The sequence below is a fragment of the Xanthocytophaga agilis genome, assembly GCF_030068605.1.
GTDB lineage: Bacteria > Bacteroidota > Bacteroidia > Cytophagales > 172606-1 > Xanthocytophaga > Xanthocytophaga agilis.
Genome location: NZ_JASJOU010000016.1, coordinates 176,966 through 193,090 on the forward strand (window position 1 = coordinate 176,966; position 16,125 = coordinate 193,090).

At 37.9% G+C, this 16,125-nt stretch carries 20 protein-coding genes; 6 read left to right on the plus strand and 14 right to left on the minus strand.

Annotated features, from left to right (window positions below; genetic code table 11):
- Positions 1–29: 29 nt before the first annotated feature.
- Together QNI22_RS32810 and QNI22_RS32815 are read right to left on the minus strand one after the other, a co-directional pair.
- A complete protein-coding gene (locus QNI22_RS32810) occupies positions 30–341 on the minus strand; it encodes a hypothetical protein (RefSeq protein ID WP_314517611.1) in 312 nt (103 codons plus the stop codon).
- 32 nt (positions 342–373) lie between these two features.
- Positions 374–568, minus strand: coding sequence for a hypothetical protein (locus tag QNI22_RS32815; protein ID WP_314517613.1), 195 nt, complete (start codon positions 566–568; stop codon positions 374–376).
- Between the two features lie 157 nt (positions 569–725).
- Here QNI22_RS32815 and QNI22_RS32820 point away from each other — a divergent pair, with 157 nt between their 5' ends.
- From QNI22_RS32820 to QNI22_RS32845, 6 genes are all read left to right on the plus strand, one after another.
- A complete protein-coding gene (locus QNI22_RS32820; protein WP_314517615.1) occupies positions 726–968 on the plus strand; it encodes a hypothetical protein in 243 nt (80 codons plus the stop codon).
- 417 nt (positions 969–1,385) lie between these two features.
- A complete protein-coding gene (locus QNI22_RS32825; protein WP_314517617.1) occupies positions 1,386–2,480 on the plus strand; it encodes a type I restriction endonuclease in 1,095 nt (364 codons plus the stop codon).
- Between the two features lie 149 nt (positions 2,481–2,629).
- Positions 2,630–3,046 (plus strand): hypothetical protein, encoded by a 417-nt coding sequence (locus tag QNI22_RS32830; protein ID WP_314517618.1) that lies wholly within the window; start codon positions 2,630–2,632, stop codon positions 3,044–3,046.
- Positions 3,047–3,206: 160 nt separating this feature from the next.
- Positions 3,207–3,980 (plus strand): adenylate/guanylate cyclase domain-containing protein, encoded by a 774-nt coding sequence (locus QNI22_RS32835; RefSeq protein ID WP_314517620.1) that lies wholly within the window; start codon positions 3,207–3,209, stop codon positions 3,978–3,980.
- A 12-nt stretch (positions 3,981–3,992) separates the two neighbouring features.
- Positions 3,993–4,964 carry an adenylate/guanylate cyclase domain-containing protein gene (locus QNI22_RS32840; RefSeq protein ID WP_314517622.1) on the plus strand — a complete coding sequence of 324 codons (972 nt, stop codon included), beginning with the start codon at positions 3,993–3,995 and terminating at the stop codon, positions 4,962–4,964.
- A 17-nt stretch (positions 4,965–4,981) separates the two neighbouring features.
- Positions 4,982–5,521, plus strand: a complete 540-nt coding sequence (locus QNI22_RS32845; RefSeq protein WP_314517625.1) for a Pycsar system effector family protein — start codon at positions 4,982–4,984, stop codon at positions 5,519–5,521.
- A 260-nt stretch (positions 5,522–5,781) separates the two neighbouring features.
- Here QNI22_RS32845 and QNI22_RS32850 read toward each other — a convergent pair whose 3' ends face one another.
- The 12 genes from QNI22_RS32850 to QNI22_RS32905 form a co-directional block, all read right to left on the minus strand.
- Positions 5,782–8,205 (minus strand): tape measure protein, encoded by a 2,424-nt coding sequence (locus QNI22_RS32850; protein ID WP_314517627.1) that lies wholly within the window; start codon positions 8,203–8,205, stop codon positions 5,782–5,784.
- A gap of 1 nt (position 8,206) precedes the next feature.
- Positions 8,207–8,602 (minus strand): hypothetical protein, encoded by a 396-nt coding sequence (locus tag QNI22_RS32855; protein WP_314517630.1) that lies wholly within the window; start codon positions 8,600–8,602, stop codon positions 8,207–8,209.
- Between the two features lie 64 nt (positions 8,603–8,666).
- Entirely contained in the window at positions 8,667–9,086 is a 420-nt protein-coding gene (locus QNI22_RS32860; RefSeq protein ID WP_314517632.1) for a hypothetical protein, read from the minus strand.
- A gap of 104 nt (positions 9,087–9,190) precedes the next feature.
- On the minus strand, positions 9,191–9,613 hold the full coding sequence (locus tag QNI22_RS32865; protein ID WP_314517634.1) for a hypothetical protein: 423 nt from the start codon (positions 9,611–9,613) through the stop codon (positions 9,191–9,193).
- Between the two features lie 123 nt (positions 9,614–9,736).
- Positions 9,737–10,597, minus strand: coding sequence for a hypothetical protein (locus tag QNI22_RS32870; protein ID WP_314517635.1), 861 nt, complete (start codon positions 10,595–10,597; stop codon positions 9,737–9,739).
- Between the two features lie 37 nt (positions 10,598–10,634).
- Positions 10,635–10,805 (minus strand): hypothetical protein, encoded by a 171-nt coding sequence (locus QNI22_RS32875; protein WP_314517637.1) that lies wholly within the window; start codon positions 10,803–10,805, stop codon positions 10,635–10,637.
- A 149-nt stretch (positions 10,806–10,954) separates the two neighbouring features.
- Positions 10,955–11,842 carry a DUF6371 domain-containing protein gene (locus QNI22_RS32880; protein WP_314517639.1) on the minus strand — a complete coding sequence of 296 codons (888 nt, stop codon included), beginning with the start codon at positions 11,840–11,842 and terminating at the stop codon, positions 10,955–10,957.
- 49 nt (positions 11,843–11,891) lie between these two features.
- The gene (locus QNI22_RS32885) at positions 11,892–13,316 is read right to left on the minus strand and encodes a DNA primase family protein (protein WP_314517642.1); all 1,425 of its coding nucleotides are present in this window, start codon (positions 13,314–13,316) and stop codon (positions 11,892–11,894) included.
- A 4-nt stretch (positions 13,317–13,320) separates the two neighbouring features.
- Complete coding sequence (locus tag QNI22_RS32890; RefSeq protein WP_314517643.1) at positions 13,321–13,557, minus strand: hypothetical protein; 237 nt, start codon at positions 13,555–13,557, stop codon at positions 13,321–13,323.
- A 55-nt stretch (positions 13,558–13,612) separates the two neighbouring features.
- Positions 13,613–13,867 carry a helix-turn-helix transcriptional regulator gene (locus tag QNI22_RS32895; protein WP_314517646.1) on the minus strand — a complete coding sequence of 85 codons (255 nt, stop codon included), beginning with the start codon at positions 13,865–13,867 and terminating at the stop codon, positions 13,613–13,615.
- Between the two features lie 92 nt (positions 13,868–13,959).
- The gene (locus QNI22_RS32900) at positions 13,960–14,838 is read right to left on the minus strand and encodes a hypothetical protein (RefSeq protein ID WP_314517648.1); all 879 of its coding nucleotides are present in this window, start codon (positions 14,836–14,838) and stop codon (positions 13,960–13,962) included.
- An 81-nt stretch (positions 14,839–14,919) separates the two neighbouring features.
- A complete protein-coding gene (locus tag QNI22_RS32905) occupies positions 14,920–16,002 on the minus strand; it encodes a tyrosine-type recombinase/integrase (protein WP_314517651.1) in 1,083 nt (360 codons plus the stop codon).
- Positions 16,003–16,125 lie beyond the last annotated feature (123 nt).

Here is a 16,125-nt window from a genome sequence, read left to right on the forward strand (position 1 = left end):
TGTGATGTGAATAATAAGTGAATAGTAAATTATTTTTGTCCGTCTACAAGATCCTCAAGTGCAGACATAAATCGATATAGCCTTTCAAACTGGTGGAAGTAGCCTTCAATAGTTGCCTCATTATCATATTGAGAATTCAGATACAGATAGGATTGAGCTTTAAAGAGCAAGTCTTTATGTTCTCTGATTAATCCTGCCGTAGCGTCTGCATCTGCTTCTAGTAAAATATTAAGTACATCTACTTTCTTCTTATCAAGGAAGTGGTTAGTAAGTAAGGACTGCTTTACTTTGCGAAAGGCTTTCTGTGAAGTTGATTCTGAAGCAGGACTTGGAGTTTCCATAATGAACAATAGATAAAGAGTGAATGAATGATTTATAATGAGAATGATTGCATTAATATTTCTGTACTTTCAAAGCCAAGCAGACGGGCTACTGATTCCGGCGCAAAGCTGATTAGGCCTGTTCGTTTGTTCTTGATGATATAAACTGAGTCGTTACCTGTAACATACTCATACACCCATTCCGTGGGTGTTTCATCAATCAGTGCTATAGTTGCAGCTTCTGTCATAAAACCAAAACAACACTTTATTGGTGTTATATCAAGACATAAAAAACGCCCTTAAGAGGACATTACAAATGTAACACCATTTAAGTGTTGCATCCAAATATTATAACACTTTTTTTGTGTTAATATTTGGGCATTTATTACCTTTGATTAAAAATCAATGGCAAACGTGGATTTAGATAAACGATTAGAAATACTAGGACAAAAACTTGAAGAGTTTGGGATCTCTTACGACCGATTAGCACAATATTCAGGCAGGAGTAAGACCAGCATCTCAAAGATGTTTGGTAAAAATGACACCAAAAGATACAGGACAGAGGGGAATGTGGAAGCTGCAGAACAAGGATTCGAAAAGATAATTGAAGAGCTACGACAAAAGATTTGTGGTAAAGCTTCCTTATGAGCCATATATCATAAATTTTCAATAGTTATATAGCAAAATCCCCGTCTTAGTGATGGGGATTTTTACTTTTATAGCCTATATAAACTTTTCTCAAAGACTTATATAACAGATAAAGAGACAACCTGGTAATGTACAGGTTTAGCAAATAAGTTTTACAGACCTTAGAAAATACGGGAAAAATACCCTTAAAAAAGGGGGAAAATACCCCATTCGTGGTATTGTATACTTATTTGGCTTTACAGATATTGCATTTCACTGAACTTTAACTGTAGTTTTTTTATATAAACTATCGCTTAACAACTTTTTCAGAAGGCGAATAAGCTTTCATTCTACCTTACAAACACCTGAATTCCTTTCTTTCAATAGCAGCCTATTGATTACACAACAATCGTATACATCTAATCCCATTCTTGTTTCATGAGTGATTTTATTGACCTGATCAAAGTGATCGGAGAAAAGGTGTCTCGTCTCAAAGACCAGATTCAAACCGAAGAGGCAACCAAAAATGCATTTATTATGCCCTTCATTTCTGCATTAGGGTATGATGTATTTAATCCAATGGAAGTGGTCCCAGAGTTTGTAGCAGATATTGGTATTAAAAAAGGAGAGAAAGTGGATTATTGTATCTTCAAAGATGGGACACCAGTCCTGATTGTAGAGTGTAAATGGCACGGAGAAAAGCTAGATGTACACAACTCACAGTTACACCGATACTTTCATGTAACCAAGACTCGCTTTGCCATGCTCACCAATGGCATTATCTACCGTTTCTATACTGATTTGGAAGAACCTAATAAGATGGATGAAAGTCCTTTTCTGGAATTCAATATTACAGATCTGAGAGAAAGTGTAATCAGTGAGTTAAAGAAATTTCACAAATCAGTTTTTAATGTAGAGGAGATCTTAAGTTCTGCCAGTGAGTTAAAGTATTCACGGGAAATTCGTAGTATCCTTTCCAGTCAATTGGTTTCCCCTTCTGAGCCATTTGTTAAATACTTTGCGTCTCAGGTATATAATGGACGTCTGACACCTAAAGTGATTGACCAGTTCAGTTCCATTGTCCGTAAAACATTTGCTCAGCTAATCAATGATAGTATCAATGAACGATTGAAGAATGCATTGACTACAGAGGCAACCCAACCTACGATAGAAAGGCCTGTAGCTCAACCTCAACCAGAAGAACAGCCTATTGTAGATGACAAAGTGAATAAGGTAATTACCACACAGGAAGAGATTGAAGCCTTTTTTGTGGTAAAGTCTATTCTTAGAGGCAGCGTACGAAGCCAGCGTATTACCTATCGTGATGCCCAGAGTTACTTTGCAATCTTTATGGATGACAATAACCGTCGTCCTGTGTGTCGTCTATATCTGGAAGGGAAGAAATATATCGGACTATTTGATGGAGAAAAGAAAGAGAACCGGCTTCCTATTGATACACTGGAAGATATTTACACATACTCATCCCAGTTAACAGAAGCAGCTCTGAGATATCCGGATGATGTGAAGAACTGATTTTTCATAAAAACGAAGCCTCAATAATAAATTGGGGTTTTATGATCTTAAAACAAGTCCATTTTTCATAGAGATACACTATTTGAGATATTAACAGAATCTTCATCATTTCATACATTACCAGGACACTCAGAACTTAATTCCTCTTTATGAAATACCTAGTACTCTTCTTTATTTTTACACCTCTATTTTCATTCGCACAAAATAAAGGAGATAATCAAATTACTGTTACTACTTCACTCATTGGAGATGAGTTGTATAAGAAGATTGGACAGGATTTACTAGATAAAGGCTATACCATTGAAAAGTCTGACAAAGAACTAGGTTATATTATAACTAACTTCAAACCGGTTTTTGGTGATAGAAGTCTTAAAATCATTGTGAAGTTACGTGATAACAAAGTTATGCTTAGTGGTCTAATGGGAGTAGGTGATAAGCCAACTGAAGCTAATGGCATTGTGATCATTTATAATCCAAGTGGGATGCTAATTTTCCGCAAGGTTTGGCCTTACCTGGAAGAGATTGCTAAAGAGATAGGAGGAGAGATATCATATACAAAAACTTAGGCTTCCTCCTTTTACATTAATTATGTACTTTCTGAATACGACTTACAGCGACCTACACTAGACTAAATCAGAAGTTGACAGAGAAAATATCCATTTGTAGATATTCTATTGCTAGAATGTTATTTTGAAGCTTACACATATATAATTTCCTCTTAAACATATGCCGAACTTACTACAGATTAAAGACTTACGTGAAAAATATAAATCAAATAAGGATGTTTCTGATAAGTCAATAAAACTTCTTACAGAAAGCTTTAATTCTCGGCCTTCTGATATAAAAGCGTATTTCCAACAACAAAGTGTGGATCCAAAAATTATTCAATACTTTGAGAATCAGAAATCTTCCGATGTCGTCCTTTTGTTCATAGACATTACTGACTTTTCAAAAAAATGTCTAAAAATGAATGCTGTTACCTTATCAAGGTATTTGGATGACTATTATGATATAGTTATACCTATTATTTATAGCCACGGAGGTGAGGTAGAGAAAATTATTGGAGACGGAATAGTTTGCCTTTTTGGAGAACCATTTCTTACAGGTGCTCAATCAACTTTTTTTCAAAATTCTGAATCTTGTGCTAAAGACATAATTGCAGAACTAAAAGATACAGATAAGGAGGTAAAAATAGCACTACATGAAGGTACAATAATGTACTATAAAAATAAAACTCAAAACTATCCGGAATATACTATGATTGGGCAGCCTTTAACGGAGCTTTTTCGACTTGAAAGTGAATCGCAAAATAACGCTATAAATTTTTATTCTCCTACTTCTTATGATAATATGCACTGTACTAGTGGGTTAAATGCACACCCCGGAACTAATATCACAACCGCATTTTCTAGTTGGAATAAATCTAATCCAATCTCAATAACTTTGAAGGGAGTAACCTATAGTCTTATGAAGACACTGACATGTACAAGCAAAATATAAGTATTACATTAGATGGACCTGCAAACACTTCAAGACATTAGCGATAATATTAAAGATGTATTTGATACACAGTTCGAATATTCAAATACTAACCTGGTTCCTAATTATGAAGATACTAACTTAACATATGAAAGAGGACAAATTAAAAAAGGCAAAAGAATTAAAACATGTGTTTTATATATTGATATAAGAAACTCAGTTAATTTAAGTAAAGAGTCTCCTCGGGAATTTATAGGCCAACTATATACCGGCTTTGTGAAAGCAATGCTATTAGTTGCGGATTATCATGGAGGATATGTAAGAAATATTATTGGTGATAGAGTAATGGTTGTTTTCCCAACTTATGATTGCTGTACAAGTGCGATTGAATGTGCAATATCTATGAATACGGTTGCGCATCATATTATTGCTGTTCATGCCGGAGTGAGAACATTTAAGTGTGGTATTGGTATTGATTATGGGATGATGCGTGTATTAAAAACAGGGATTGTAAAACAAGGAAAAGATAGGACTTCATATAAGAACTTAGTATGGACAGGAAGAGCAGCTAACATTGCTTCTCGACTAACAGATCTCGCAAATAAAGCGATTCAACAAATAACCTATAAAGTTAGATATCAACCTCCTAGAAGAAGAAAGCTTATTAGATTCACCCCAAGTAGCCCTCTTTATTATATCCCATCCCCTGTAGAAGAAGAATATACACCTGAAAGTTTCTCTCAACAAATTGGTTGGACAGAACAATCAGGCTTACAATTTTCTAAAGGCACCATATTAAACATAACAAAGATTGAAAAAGAAATCTCTTACAAACCGATACTAATTACGGGTTCCGTTTTCAGTGGATTAGTTGAAGAAAACGCTGAGCATGAATCTATTGCCAAAGGGTTCTGGGAAGAACAAAAAATAGGAGTTAAAGACTACGATGGCAAAGTATATGGCTGCAATCTGACATGGAAGTCAGCAAATAAAATTCAATATTAACTTAATAGAAGAACAACATGGAAGAACGATTAAGATATATTTTTGGTAATGTAAATGATTGGCTAAAGTTTGCTGAAACTAAGAATGGTGCACTAATTACTCTCAATGGCGCTTGTATATTTGGTATATTTCAAATAGAAAACTGGGGCAATATAAGTGATAACTTTGAGTTATGGACCAAATGGTTATTTGTGTCAAGCCTTGCCATAAGCACTGGGCTTGCCTTATTCTCATTTATGCCCTATACACGATCATTAAATGCTCAAAGCAAGTTAAATTCCGACAATCCATTAGATTTCAAATCGCTTAATTTTTATTTCTTTGGTCATATAAAATTTTTTGACGATAAAACATTTTTAGAGGTTCTATATAAGGATACAAACACAAGCATTCCAAATCTATATCCAAAAACAGAAGAGTTTCTTGCAAGACAAATAATAGTTAATGCTCGAATTGCATCCAAAAAATATGGATATTTTGCATGGGCAATTAAATTTTGTGTACTAGGAATTGCAGCAACTTGCTTATTTGTATTAGGTAAAATCATCTTTGGTTAGATATAGAATTATACAATTCAGTTAGTTCACAATAGATTATAAATATTTGTACAAACTAGCAAAGGCGCATTTGTTTAAAAGAAATTACAAGATATAACCATTGGTTATAGTACAATAATTTGGGAGAAGGGAGAGTACACACATATGAGATTGCTCTTGTGCAAGAGGCAATTAGAAAGAACACAATAGGAAAAGATCTGGCAATCTGCCAGACCCTTTCCTCTGACACTCATATATAGATTGTAAAAGCTGAGGAGGTATTATCCTCCTGTTTTATTGATTTTCCCTGTTGACTTGTTAATATAACCTACCAGTGCACCTCCTTCATCTGCAATCACTAACCTACCTGAGATAAATAGGTTTTCAATAGTTGAACCAATGGGTGTAACATTGGCATTTGTTCTTACTTCCTGTGTTCTTATAGCACTTGCAGTACTCCCACCAGAAGAAGATAAACCCGATTGTATAGATGCACTACTAGCACTCCCGCTACCAATACCACTCCCCATATTAGAAACGGCCCCTTTTACGTAAGCTCCCAACGCTACTAATGCAGTACCAGCTGCGATGGCTACATAAGGGTTTAGTGATTGTAAGCCTATCTTTATGCCTAACATTGCCACTCCAAATCCAATTGTTAACTTACCTAGTTGCTGTGCCAAATCACCAACACTAGAAAGTAAAGCTTTTCCAAAGCCGTCAAACCCGTCTAATCCTGCTATAGTTGCGCCTAATGCATCCCCAAAAGAAGCAATTGTATCTGTAGCAAATGCTTCGAGTGCTTGTTTCACACTTACTGAAAAAGCTTGTACAGTATCGGCATTACCCATCAGGTTTTCATTGAATGACTTTAGATAAGGTTCGGTTTCTATAATAGTTTTTTGGATGTTTTCACCCATTTTTGCGTAAACAGGTGAAATAACATCATCAGGTGCTTTAAAGGTTGTGTTGAAATAAGAGGTATCCAGTGTTGCAACTCCTGACTGATTCATATTTATACCTTTTGAACTCAAAGGAGTAACTGCTGTGGCTTTCAGACTTTTCAAGGCTGCAGCACCTAACGTATTATACTGACCAATCAACTTTTGTATGATAGTCGATTGAGGCTTTAAGCCCAACTCTATCAGGTTGACTATGCCTTTTTCAAGTATTCCTACCTTTTCCCCAATTACATCATAGGTACTACCAAAAGCCTGTGCTTTTAAATCGGTATCGGATAAATCTTTATTTAATGCTTTTAACGCATCTGCAATCTTTTGATTAGACTCACTGAGTAATGCAGCCGCTTTATTTCCGGACTCTTGAAGGCTTGCGTTTCTTTCTGCCAGGATCTTATCGATCGCTCGCATTTGTCCGTTTAATTGAGCCGCGACTGATCTGGCGGCGTCCTGATCAGTTCCAGATCCGGAACGTAAGATATCAAACTGAGACTGCCGGAACTCTTTACTCAGTTTATCCCGTATCTCTTTCAGCTTGTCTGATGCGGTTTTCTGGTATTTCTCCAAACTCACAGTAAAGGCTTTCATAGCTTCTTCACTCAGTTGTTGATTCTGTACAGCTTTTCCTGGATCTTCAGTTGAGGAGGCCACTATTACACCCCCTATAATAGCGGCAGGAATGGCAATTTTACCCAGGATACCCCAGGCGCCGTTTGCAGCTGTCTGAAGCGTAGTAAGGCCTGTAATAAGTGTAGGTATAGCTTTTGTGATGGCACCAATACCATACAAAACCGGACCTGTCGCTGCTGCAATACCACCCATTACCAAAATAGTTTTTTGGGCTTCTGGTGTTAGTTGTGAAAAAGAAACTGCCAGCTCTTCAATCCATTTACCCAAAGCCTCTGTTTTACCCTGTATATCAAAGTTTTTATTGATAGAATCTCCCACTTTCGCCAAAGACTTATCAATCGTAGCGGATAGGTTGGTAAATGAGGTACCTAAGGATGTTGCGGCTCTGGGACCTTGTGAGAGTGCACCTATAATAGCATCGGTTATCTGCTTACTACTAACCCCTATTTTGCGCAAATCTTCCGCACGTGCAGAGCCGAAGGTATCCTTCAATATCTTATTCACTTGTGGCAAAGCATCTTTGATAATATTCAAATCTTCACCAAGAGGTAAATCAGTATTGGCTAGTTGCTGAAAGCCATAGATCACTCGCTCTAATTCCTGATTTCCTCCTCCAACCAAAGCATTGGCATTTGCCAGTTCAGTAATCCACTTGCGAGCATCTTCAGCAGATTTACCAATCGCTTGCAGGTTGATGGATGCTTTTACTGCCTGATTCAGTGACAAGCCTGGTAATTTGGATGCAGCTTCGAGTTTTTTAAATTCTTCTTCTCCAGCTTCAGCAGATTTTGAAGCAGAAATCAATCCCTTTTTCAGTTGGTCTAACTTTGCATAGGAATTAACTGAAGCAGTAGCCAATCCTGCCAGTGGCAAACTAACACCAACAGTCAACGCTTTACCAGCACTCTGCATAGTGTCAGCCAGTCTTCCAAAGCCTTGACTCCACTTAGCATTAAACTTATCCAGATCCTGATAGTTACGGGCCAGATTAGTATTCACACTGGCTGAAAATCCTCTCAATGCATCCTGGCTTTTTTTGATAGCAGACTCAAATTGTTGTGAATCTCCTGATATCTTTACTGAAAGCGCCGCTAAAAGTTCATTTACTCCTGCCATATCAATTTAAGTTATAGTGTTCACTCATAAATGTGGGATCATTGTAATACTGTCGGATAAACTGGATAGCAGTATGCATCCATCTGTAAAATACAGCAGGCTCGTTTCGGATGGCATAATAAGCCGCTCGTTTAAATAATCCATAGTAATACTCATCTGGATTCTCGATTGTCTTGAGTGCCCATAAGCAGGAGTCTATTGTCTTTTGGAAACGAATACAAGCCTGATGTACATCATCTGTATCGGTCCACCATTGAAAATCATCCCATATCTGTTTGGCATCCTGCAAATCTTTCACCTTTCCCTTTAACATCTCATCTACAGTCACATAGCTTACAAAGCTATCGTACTGTTCAACACTAAGGTTACTTGCCACCAAAAGGGTATTCTTACCCATGTGTGCAAAAGATTTTTTCTTTGGATCATATAAAAGCCTCATTGTCTTACTCATTTAATGATGTTTAGTGATCTCTTCCATACAATAGATCTTCAAAAGGGTCTCTCTCATCAGATGGCTTTGCAACACCAATTTTCTGCATAGTTTGTGGACTAATTAGAAGTTGTGTAGCAAACCCGCGTACAGTCCCTGCCAGAATATTCATCCGATTTAGATTTCGTGTATCTGACAGATCTGATTGTAGAGCTGTTAGGTAGGCATCTTGCGCCAGTATCAATGCCTCTACCATCCATAGGTTATGCATGTAGAGAAGGCCTTGCTCAATAAGAAATTCACAGATGCTTTGCCACATCAAATGGTGAATTTTGGGAATAGTGGCAACAGGCGTAGGAACCTGTCCAATAATCCCTGTACCTTCTAACTGTGGACGTTCCCTATCTGGCCTGTATGTCCCTCTAGCTATCTTTAATTCTTTGTTTTTCATATAGTTGAATTCATTTTTAAGATGTATTTTACTTTGATCCCCTCCCCCTGAATTTTTGACAGGGAAAATCTGTGACTGGGGCTCCGGTGTTGTACTAACTCATTTCAACCTAAACACTCCCCCTCCCCTTTGGAGGTATCGTTCACCAATGATTCATCCGAATGGAGATTTCTCCAGATATCAAGTCTTTCCTGAAAGTCAACAGATAACCTTTCTTCAATGGCTTGTTTCAATAGTTGGTCTCTATTTGGATTATCTCTGTACTCAATCAATAAAGATTGCAACCATTCAGCAGGATCATGTGGAGCTCTGGGATCAAAGGCCAAACGTTCTAACTTATCTATAGGATAGGTATAGTCATCAAATGTACAAGCATCTTTTATCCAGGTATGGGCATCAAAGAGGGTAGCATAGAAGAGGTACTCATTCCAGTTTGGCTTAGAAAATGAGCTTTCAAACGAACTATCTGCAAACAATTGTGTAAGTATGATAAATATCCCGTTAGGTAGTGGTTTAGGTATCTTCATAGTAATAGTTAACAGGCATTGTTTTTTTATTTCTGTAGTATCGTTCCTGCAAGGGACGGTGAATTATTAGACTCTGGAGAAAACCCCGTTTTCAGTGAAGACAGGGTTTTCCTTTCATGTTTCTTAGTGGAGAAATCCGAAAGTGACTGTTTTGATCTGCTGTACGAATTGCAGCATCTGTGAGTATTCTTCCTTGTGGTCCTGATCCGCGCTCAGTGACTCAAACAGTTCCCGTATCTGATAGCCTGTTTCAATCGCTTCTGTGAACAAGTCTGCAATGTTGCCATTCCGGATATCGGTGTTCATCTCTGCCTCTACTGTATCTGCCAGTGTCATAGGCTCCATTTCTCCAACTTCATTTTCCTTGTAGAGTTGTAATGGTGTACCTTGTTGTGCAAAGAATTTAAAAGGAGAAAAGCTAGTCTCATTGCGGACCATCAACAGAAAGTCTGAATAATCGGTTGCTCTGGAAGTGCCTAATCCTTCCCCTCGAACTTCTTTGTGTTTAGCTTTCTTCTCGTGGTAATTGGCACCAATGCAGGATAGGAGTTCTGTGTGAATAGTATAGTGTCTTATGCTTTCCCAATCTTCCTGGTAACGAATAGACCCATCCTCGTTGAAATCCTCATCATCAGTCGAACCGTATTCTTCAATAGAGATAATACGATTACGAATAGCGAACTCCTTCCAGTTGCCTCCAAATTCATTCAGATACTGAAGAAGCATCTTTTCAACTTTCAATACTGCGGAATGGAACTGATTCAATCCATTGGAAAGAATAGCTAGTTGGTAATAACGTTCAAAGCGTTCATAAGCAGAATAGATAGTTTCTACATCTGACAAATCTCTATCTACAGATTGAACATGTACTTTCATACTGTAATAAACAGGATCAGAGATTATATCAAATGTTGACAGACTATTCATGAAAGCATTGAATAGTTCTGCCAGGCGGGTTTCAGATTCGATTCTACGGAGTTGCATTGTTTTAGTATTTGAGTGAATAATTTTGAGTGAATAATTAGAATGGAAGAATATGGTTAAAGCCAGTGTGCAGGCAATGCACTATCGTTTCACCTGCTCCTGTATCGTAGAAGATATTATTGCTATCTCTTCCGACTTCAGTTAGAAGATCCTGGAATATCAGGTTGTTGATTGCCTGTTGTAAGGCATCGTTTAAAACTTCGTTCATGCTGCTTGCTGTGGTAATAGTGAGCGTTCTTGTTCGTTATCGACTTGTTCATTATTGAAAGGGATGTCCCATTCTTTGGGATAAGACCAGAATTCGAGATAGTCAAAGCGTAACAGGTAGTCTGCCAGATCAAGCCCTTTCTCTCGTTCCTAGTCTGTGGCTATGGTTTCGAGTAGATCTGATACAATCACATTCGGAAAGTCTTTTGTTGTCTCTTTCCATTTCTCGTATCCGTTCAGATCCGGAAATAAAATCACTTTTCTATCCTGGACAGATTGTAATCGTTCAGGTTTGAGAGTAGACAATCCACCACAGGCAAGCCAAATAAAATCGTAGAAGTAGAGACTAGCTATTACTGCTGTCTTTTCGCTTTCCACAATGGCAATAGGTTTCTCAGAGGGTTCTATATCCAAAAGGTGCTCACCAAAGAAGCATTGTTTCAGATGAAAGTCTTCCAGTTTGAGAATGGAATGCACCCAATGCACATGATTGAAAGGCTGCTTTACCCGCTTGCCTGTAGCACGATCATAAAGCATTACTTTACCTGCTCTGGCTTGCCATTCTATATCCAGTTGCCAGAATACGGTTGCACCTGGCCACTTCTTTGAATTGCCAATGCAATACTTCTTTACCAGATCCTCTGCTTGAGTAGCACCAAACCTGTCAAACAGGAAAAGTACAAAGGCATTGGTTAGATAAGCTTTTTCCTGAAAGGATGCTTCTACGATCTGTTGATCTATATACGAGGGCTCAACTGTGTTTTTTGGAAAAAGTGACGATAATGACGAAAGTGACGGTTCAAAAAAACATTTATTTTCACTCTCTCCTGTTTGCGGATTATCCTGAAAGTATTGTTTAGGTGTATAGTGATACCCACAATTAGACTCTCTATTGCATCTTCCTGTATTGTCACTGAGATATTCACCTGTTTCTGTAGAAATATATTTAGCAAAGGTCTTTTTTCCTCCACAGACAGGACAATCATATCTGTTTGCCTTAGTTTGATAGGGTTCGAGTATGTATTTATAGTCTTTCATAAGAAAAATGTTTTTTTGAACCGTCACTTTCGTCATTATCGTCACTTTTTCAGATTATAATTACCTTTTTGATGAATACCACCTTACCGATGTTTCTTTTAATGGACTCATAACCAACAGCTTCCAATCTTTTAAGAAGATTCTTAGTATTTACAGGTCGATATCCATCCATAGCGCAATACGATTTGTATTCAGTGTATATGTCTTGCAATGGCATTGGTTCTACAGACTTCTGATAGTTATTATCTTCCAGGAACATTAGCACTGAGTCGGATTCTTTGCGATACTGTCCGGCTGCTTTCTCTGCCAGTTCACAATAGGTAAAATTCTTATGGGTTAGTAGTCTATCCAATCCGTCCAACACCCAGTTGAGTACACCTGATAATTCATTCTCTATAATTCGTCTGGCTAATGTTTTATCTTGTCTGGATTCAGGAATAGTCACTGTAAAAGGAAGAATCAAAAAGCGCCGAAAGAAGGCGTTGGTTTGTTCGGTATCTCGTGGCAGTTCGTTACTGTTGAAAATGAGTTTTGCATAGCGATTAATAACAAAGGGTCTACCATAGGGAAGGCGTGCTTCTACCGGTTCACCTGATACCAGTTGTTTGAATGTTGAGGCTTCTAGCTTGTCATTTATCTCAGAGGCATAGTTTACCAGTCTATTGGCAATCATTGCCCGATAATATCCATTGTCATTGGTCAGAGACTGCAGTGTATAGTTGGAGACATTCTCAATTCCAAACAAAGCGGTCACAATCTCAAAGACAACACTTTTTCCGTTAGCTCCGGGACCAAATAAGATCAACGCCTTTTCTAACTTTAATCCACTGGTAAATATGTATCCCAGATATTCTGCGAGTACATATTGAGCCGACTGATCAGGCAATACCTCGTCGAGAAACCGTTGGAAAATTGGTGCTTTGGCTGTTGGATCGTAAGAAAACGTAAGAATGTAGGTCAGAAAGTCCTCTGCTTTATGCACTCTGGGTTTTACGCCTTTGGAAGTAATTTCCAGTGTATAATTCTGTGTATTGAGTAAGACTACATCTGTGTTTGCATTCGGCTCTGGCAAGTTTGAGACAGCCAGGAACTGTTGCAACAATTCATTTCTGAACCGATGGTGTTCTGCTTCTATACTGGGTATACCCATCTTAGCAGCCGCTTTCCCTAAAAACTCAGTCAGATCCGGTTCACTCAGTAAAGACCAGTTCTTTCCATTGTAGACATAGATAAAATCATGTCGTTTACAAAGTCCCCAGTTATGTACTTTGGCAACGCGTAGAACTTCCCGGATAACCAGTACAACAATCTGTTTCTGATTCAGCTTTTCATCTTCTCCTAAGCTTGCCTGGTCACGAAAGTTAACCTCGACAAACTTTGTACATAGAGCATTCAATAAATCTCTATGTTGTAAGGTATCCTCCTTTTTGTGTTCCAGCAAACCATTCAGGTGAGTTCGGATCTGTTCAGACATGGTTTCATTTTCCACTCATCACCTCCTCCCGGATCTGAGTCAGGATACGTTCGACCTCTCCGGTGGTCAAACCGAACTTACTGGCAATAAACTTTTTTCCACTTTCTGAGAAGTAGGTTCCGTATGGGCTGGTAGTGGCATGTTTCAGGCAATACGCTTTGCATTGCTGATCAATGTTAGTATCTTTGTTCATCTTCGTCCCGTTTCGTTTAAAAGTCTTTTGCCCTTTCGTCTCGTCCACGTTTGGGCTTTTTTTATTTTAAGGCCGTGACCCATTAAGCATTCCTAATCTTTGATTATCGATTGAGAGTAACATAGGTTGCTGCCTCACATTCGATTTGTTCATGGGTTTTAATAGGATTGCTTAACAGCCAGGCAATGACTTTCTGACTATCGAAGAAAAGACGTTTTCCATTAGGCTTGTGGGAGCCTGGAATCAATCCACGCATGTGTAGTTTGTAGGCAAAAGAGGGACTATAGCCTGTGTATTGACAGAACTCTTCAAAAGTCCATACTCTCTTTTGATCTAAGGAAAGTGGTTGAGTTTGCATCTTTGTACCGTTTGTTGTTACAATACAAAAATGGCAAGGAAGGGAAAGAAAAAGGGGTAACGCAGGGTAACGGTGTTACCCTAAAGGATGTCTTAGGCTAATAAATTATCAATATTTTCAGAGCCATCAGGAAGGCTCTGCTCCATATTCTTATTTTTTTTAACTCGAAGGTTCTTTGCAGTAAGAACACTTCCGCTTGTACTGATGAAACCAATTGCTTCTAAGGTTGCCGCATATTCTTTGTCATTGAGAATATATCCCTTGTCCATAAGCTCATCAAAAAAGTAAACAAGCAATTTACCATTTGAGCATTTAATGTTCATTCTTTTAGTAATAAGCGTACTAGAGAATAGAGAACAGAAGGTCTGGAAATCACAATCTATAAAACCAGTAGGAAGGCCTGAATAGATACTTAAAAGTTTCTCATCAGTGAGTTTAGGTGTTCTTTTAAAATAAGATTTCTTATTTTTTATATCCTTACGAGGAAACAAAATGATTTCATCCTCTGCAATTGCGTATAATCGTTCCTCAATAATTTTTATTGCTTCTTCCAACTCAATAAGAATATTACTTTTAGCAAGTTCCTCTCCAAAAAAACGAGTAATACCTGCAGGAGGATGATTTCTTAGTAAGTCATCTGCTAAGTTCCGAAACTTTTTAATTTCAAGGCAGGTCTCTTGTAAAGATCTATAGAATTCCTCAGGTGGCTTGCTTTGTGTAAAATACCAAAGTCTATCAAGCATTCTTTCTCGTTTGCCCCTTAGCTTTTCATAATCTTGTTCAGTAACTTCTTTGATTGGATAGTGAAGCGATAACTCAATCAAGCTTACACCTTCTTCTTTGGCTAACAAACGCACCCTATCAATAAAGTAGGGGCTTATTGTCCTTTCTAAAAGTTCCTTTGCAAAAAGAAGATAATCACCATACGCTTTTAACGTATTAATTTGAAAATTTTCTATATTTATACTCACAACATTTTAGTTTATAAACCCCGTTTTGTTTGCAGACAAGCGGGGTTCTTTTTTAACTCATTGTACAATTAATTTATCAAACTATAACTCAACCTCTGGTAGGCGGCTAATGGCTTGTTGTTTCATACTCTCAGCAATTCGTACATATTTTTGAGTATGCTTTGTTGAGGTATGACCTAAAAGGTTAGATACTGTCATCAGATCAGTCTGATAAAACAATAGATTCGTAGCAAAGCTATGTCTAGCACAATGGAAGGTCACATGTTTTTGTATTCCTGCAGTCTTTGCCCATTTTTTTAAAGCTTTCAGAACTCCTGTATGAGATGGCAAGGTAAATACCTTGTCATTGGATTTACCCGGATCTCCCAACAACTGCAAAGACACACTATTCAGATTCAATTGCACTTTATGCGGGCTCTTCTTTTCTGTTTTGGTCTGTACGAATGAAAGGACATTCCCATTGATATTATTCCACTCCAATTCCAGTATATCAGCAAACCTAAGTCCACTGTAGCAGGCAAATAAAAAAGAGCGTTTTACTTGAATATTAGAACAATCTGCTTTAGCCAGTAGCTGTAACTCCTCAATGGTTAATACATCCTTCTTAAGGCCTTCAGCTCGTGTATTCTTTACCTCTGCACCTGGATTGATAAGTAATATCTTATCCCTGGCAGCCTTCCGGAGTAGTTTCTTAAAACGAGCAAAGTAGGTAGCAGGCGTTTCTCCTTGTAAGTGATCTTCCAGATACTCTTTGAAATCAATACAGAAAGATTCTGTCACCTGAGCAGGTTTGATCGTGTCTTTACCTGGAAAGGTCTTTCCAATGAACCCTTTCAGATAGGTAAGCATGGCAATAACTACCCGTTTGTCTTTTTTAGTATAGTCTGCTGCCCACTTCTCAACATAAGTTAAAAAGTTTGTATTTCGCTTGAATGAGACATCTGCACCATGCTCACCGGCTATCTCTTCCTGTTGTCTTTTATAGAGAATGGATTTAGCCAGTTCCTGTACTTCCTTGTTGTGTTGCTTCTCAACAGGATCTTTTGGCTTTTGAAACTGATATAATTTTAAAAACTCTCTTCTGCGTTTGCCTTCTGTGTAATAATCCAGATAATATGCATAGCGGTTGCCGGAAATGGCTTTTTTTCGTAGTGAGACACTCATGTTTTCCTTTGTTTGCCAATGTTCGCCTTTGATATAAAGATGCAAAATTGCCCTGATTTTGGGAGACAAATGGGTGACAAATTTGCCTGATTAGAGGAAAAAATGGGAAAGAAAGGGAAACAA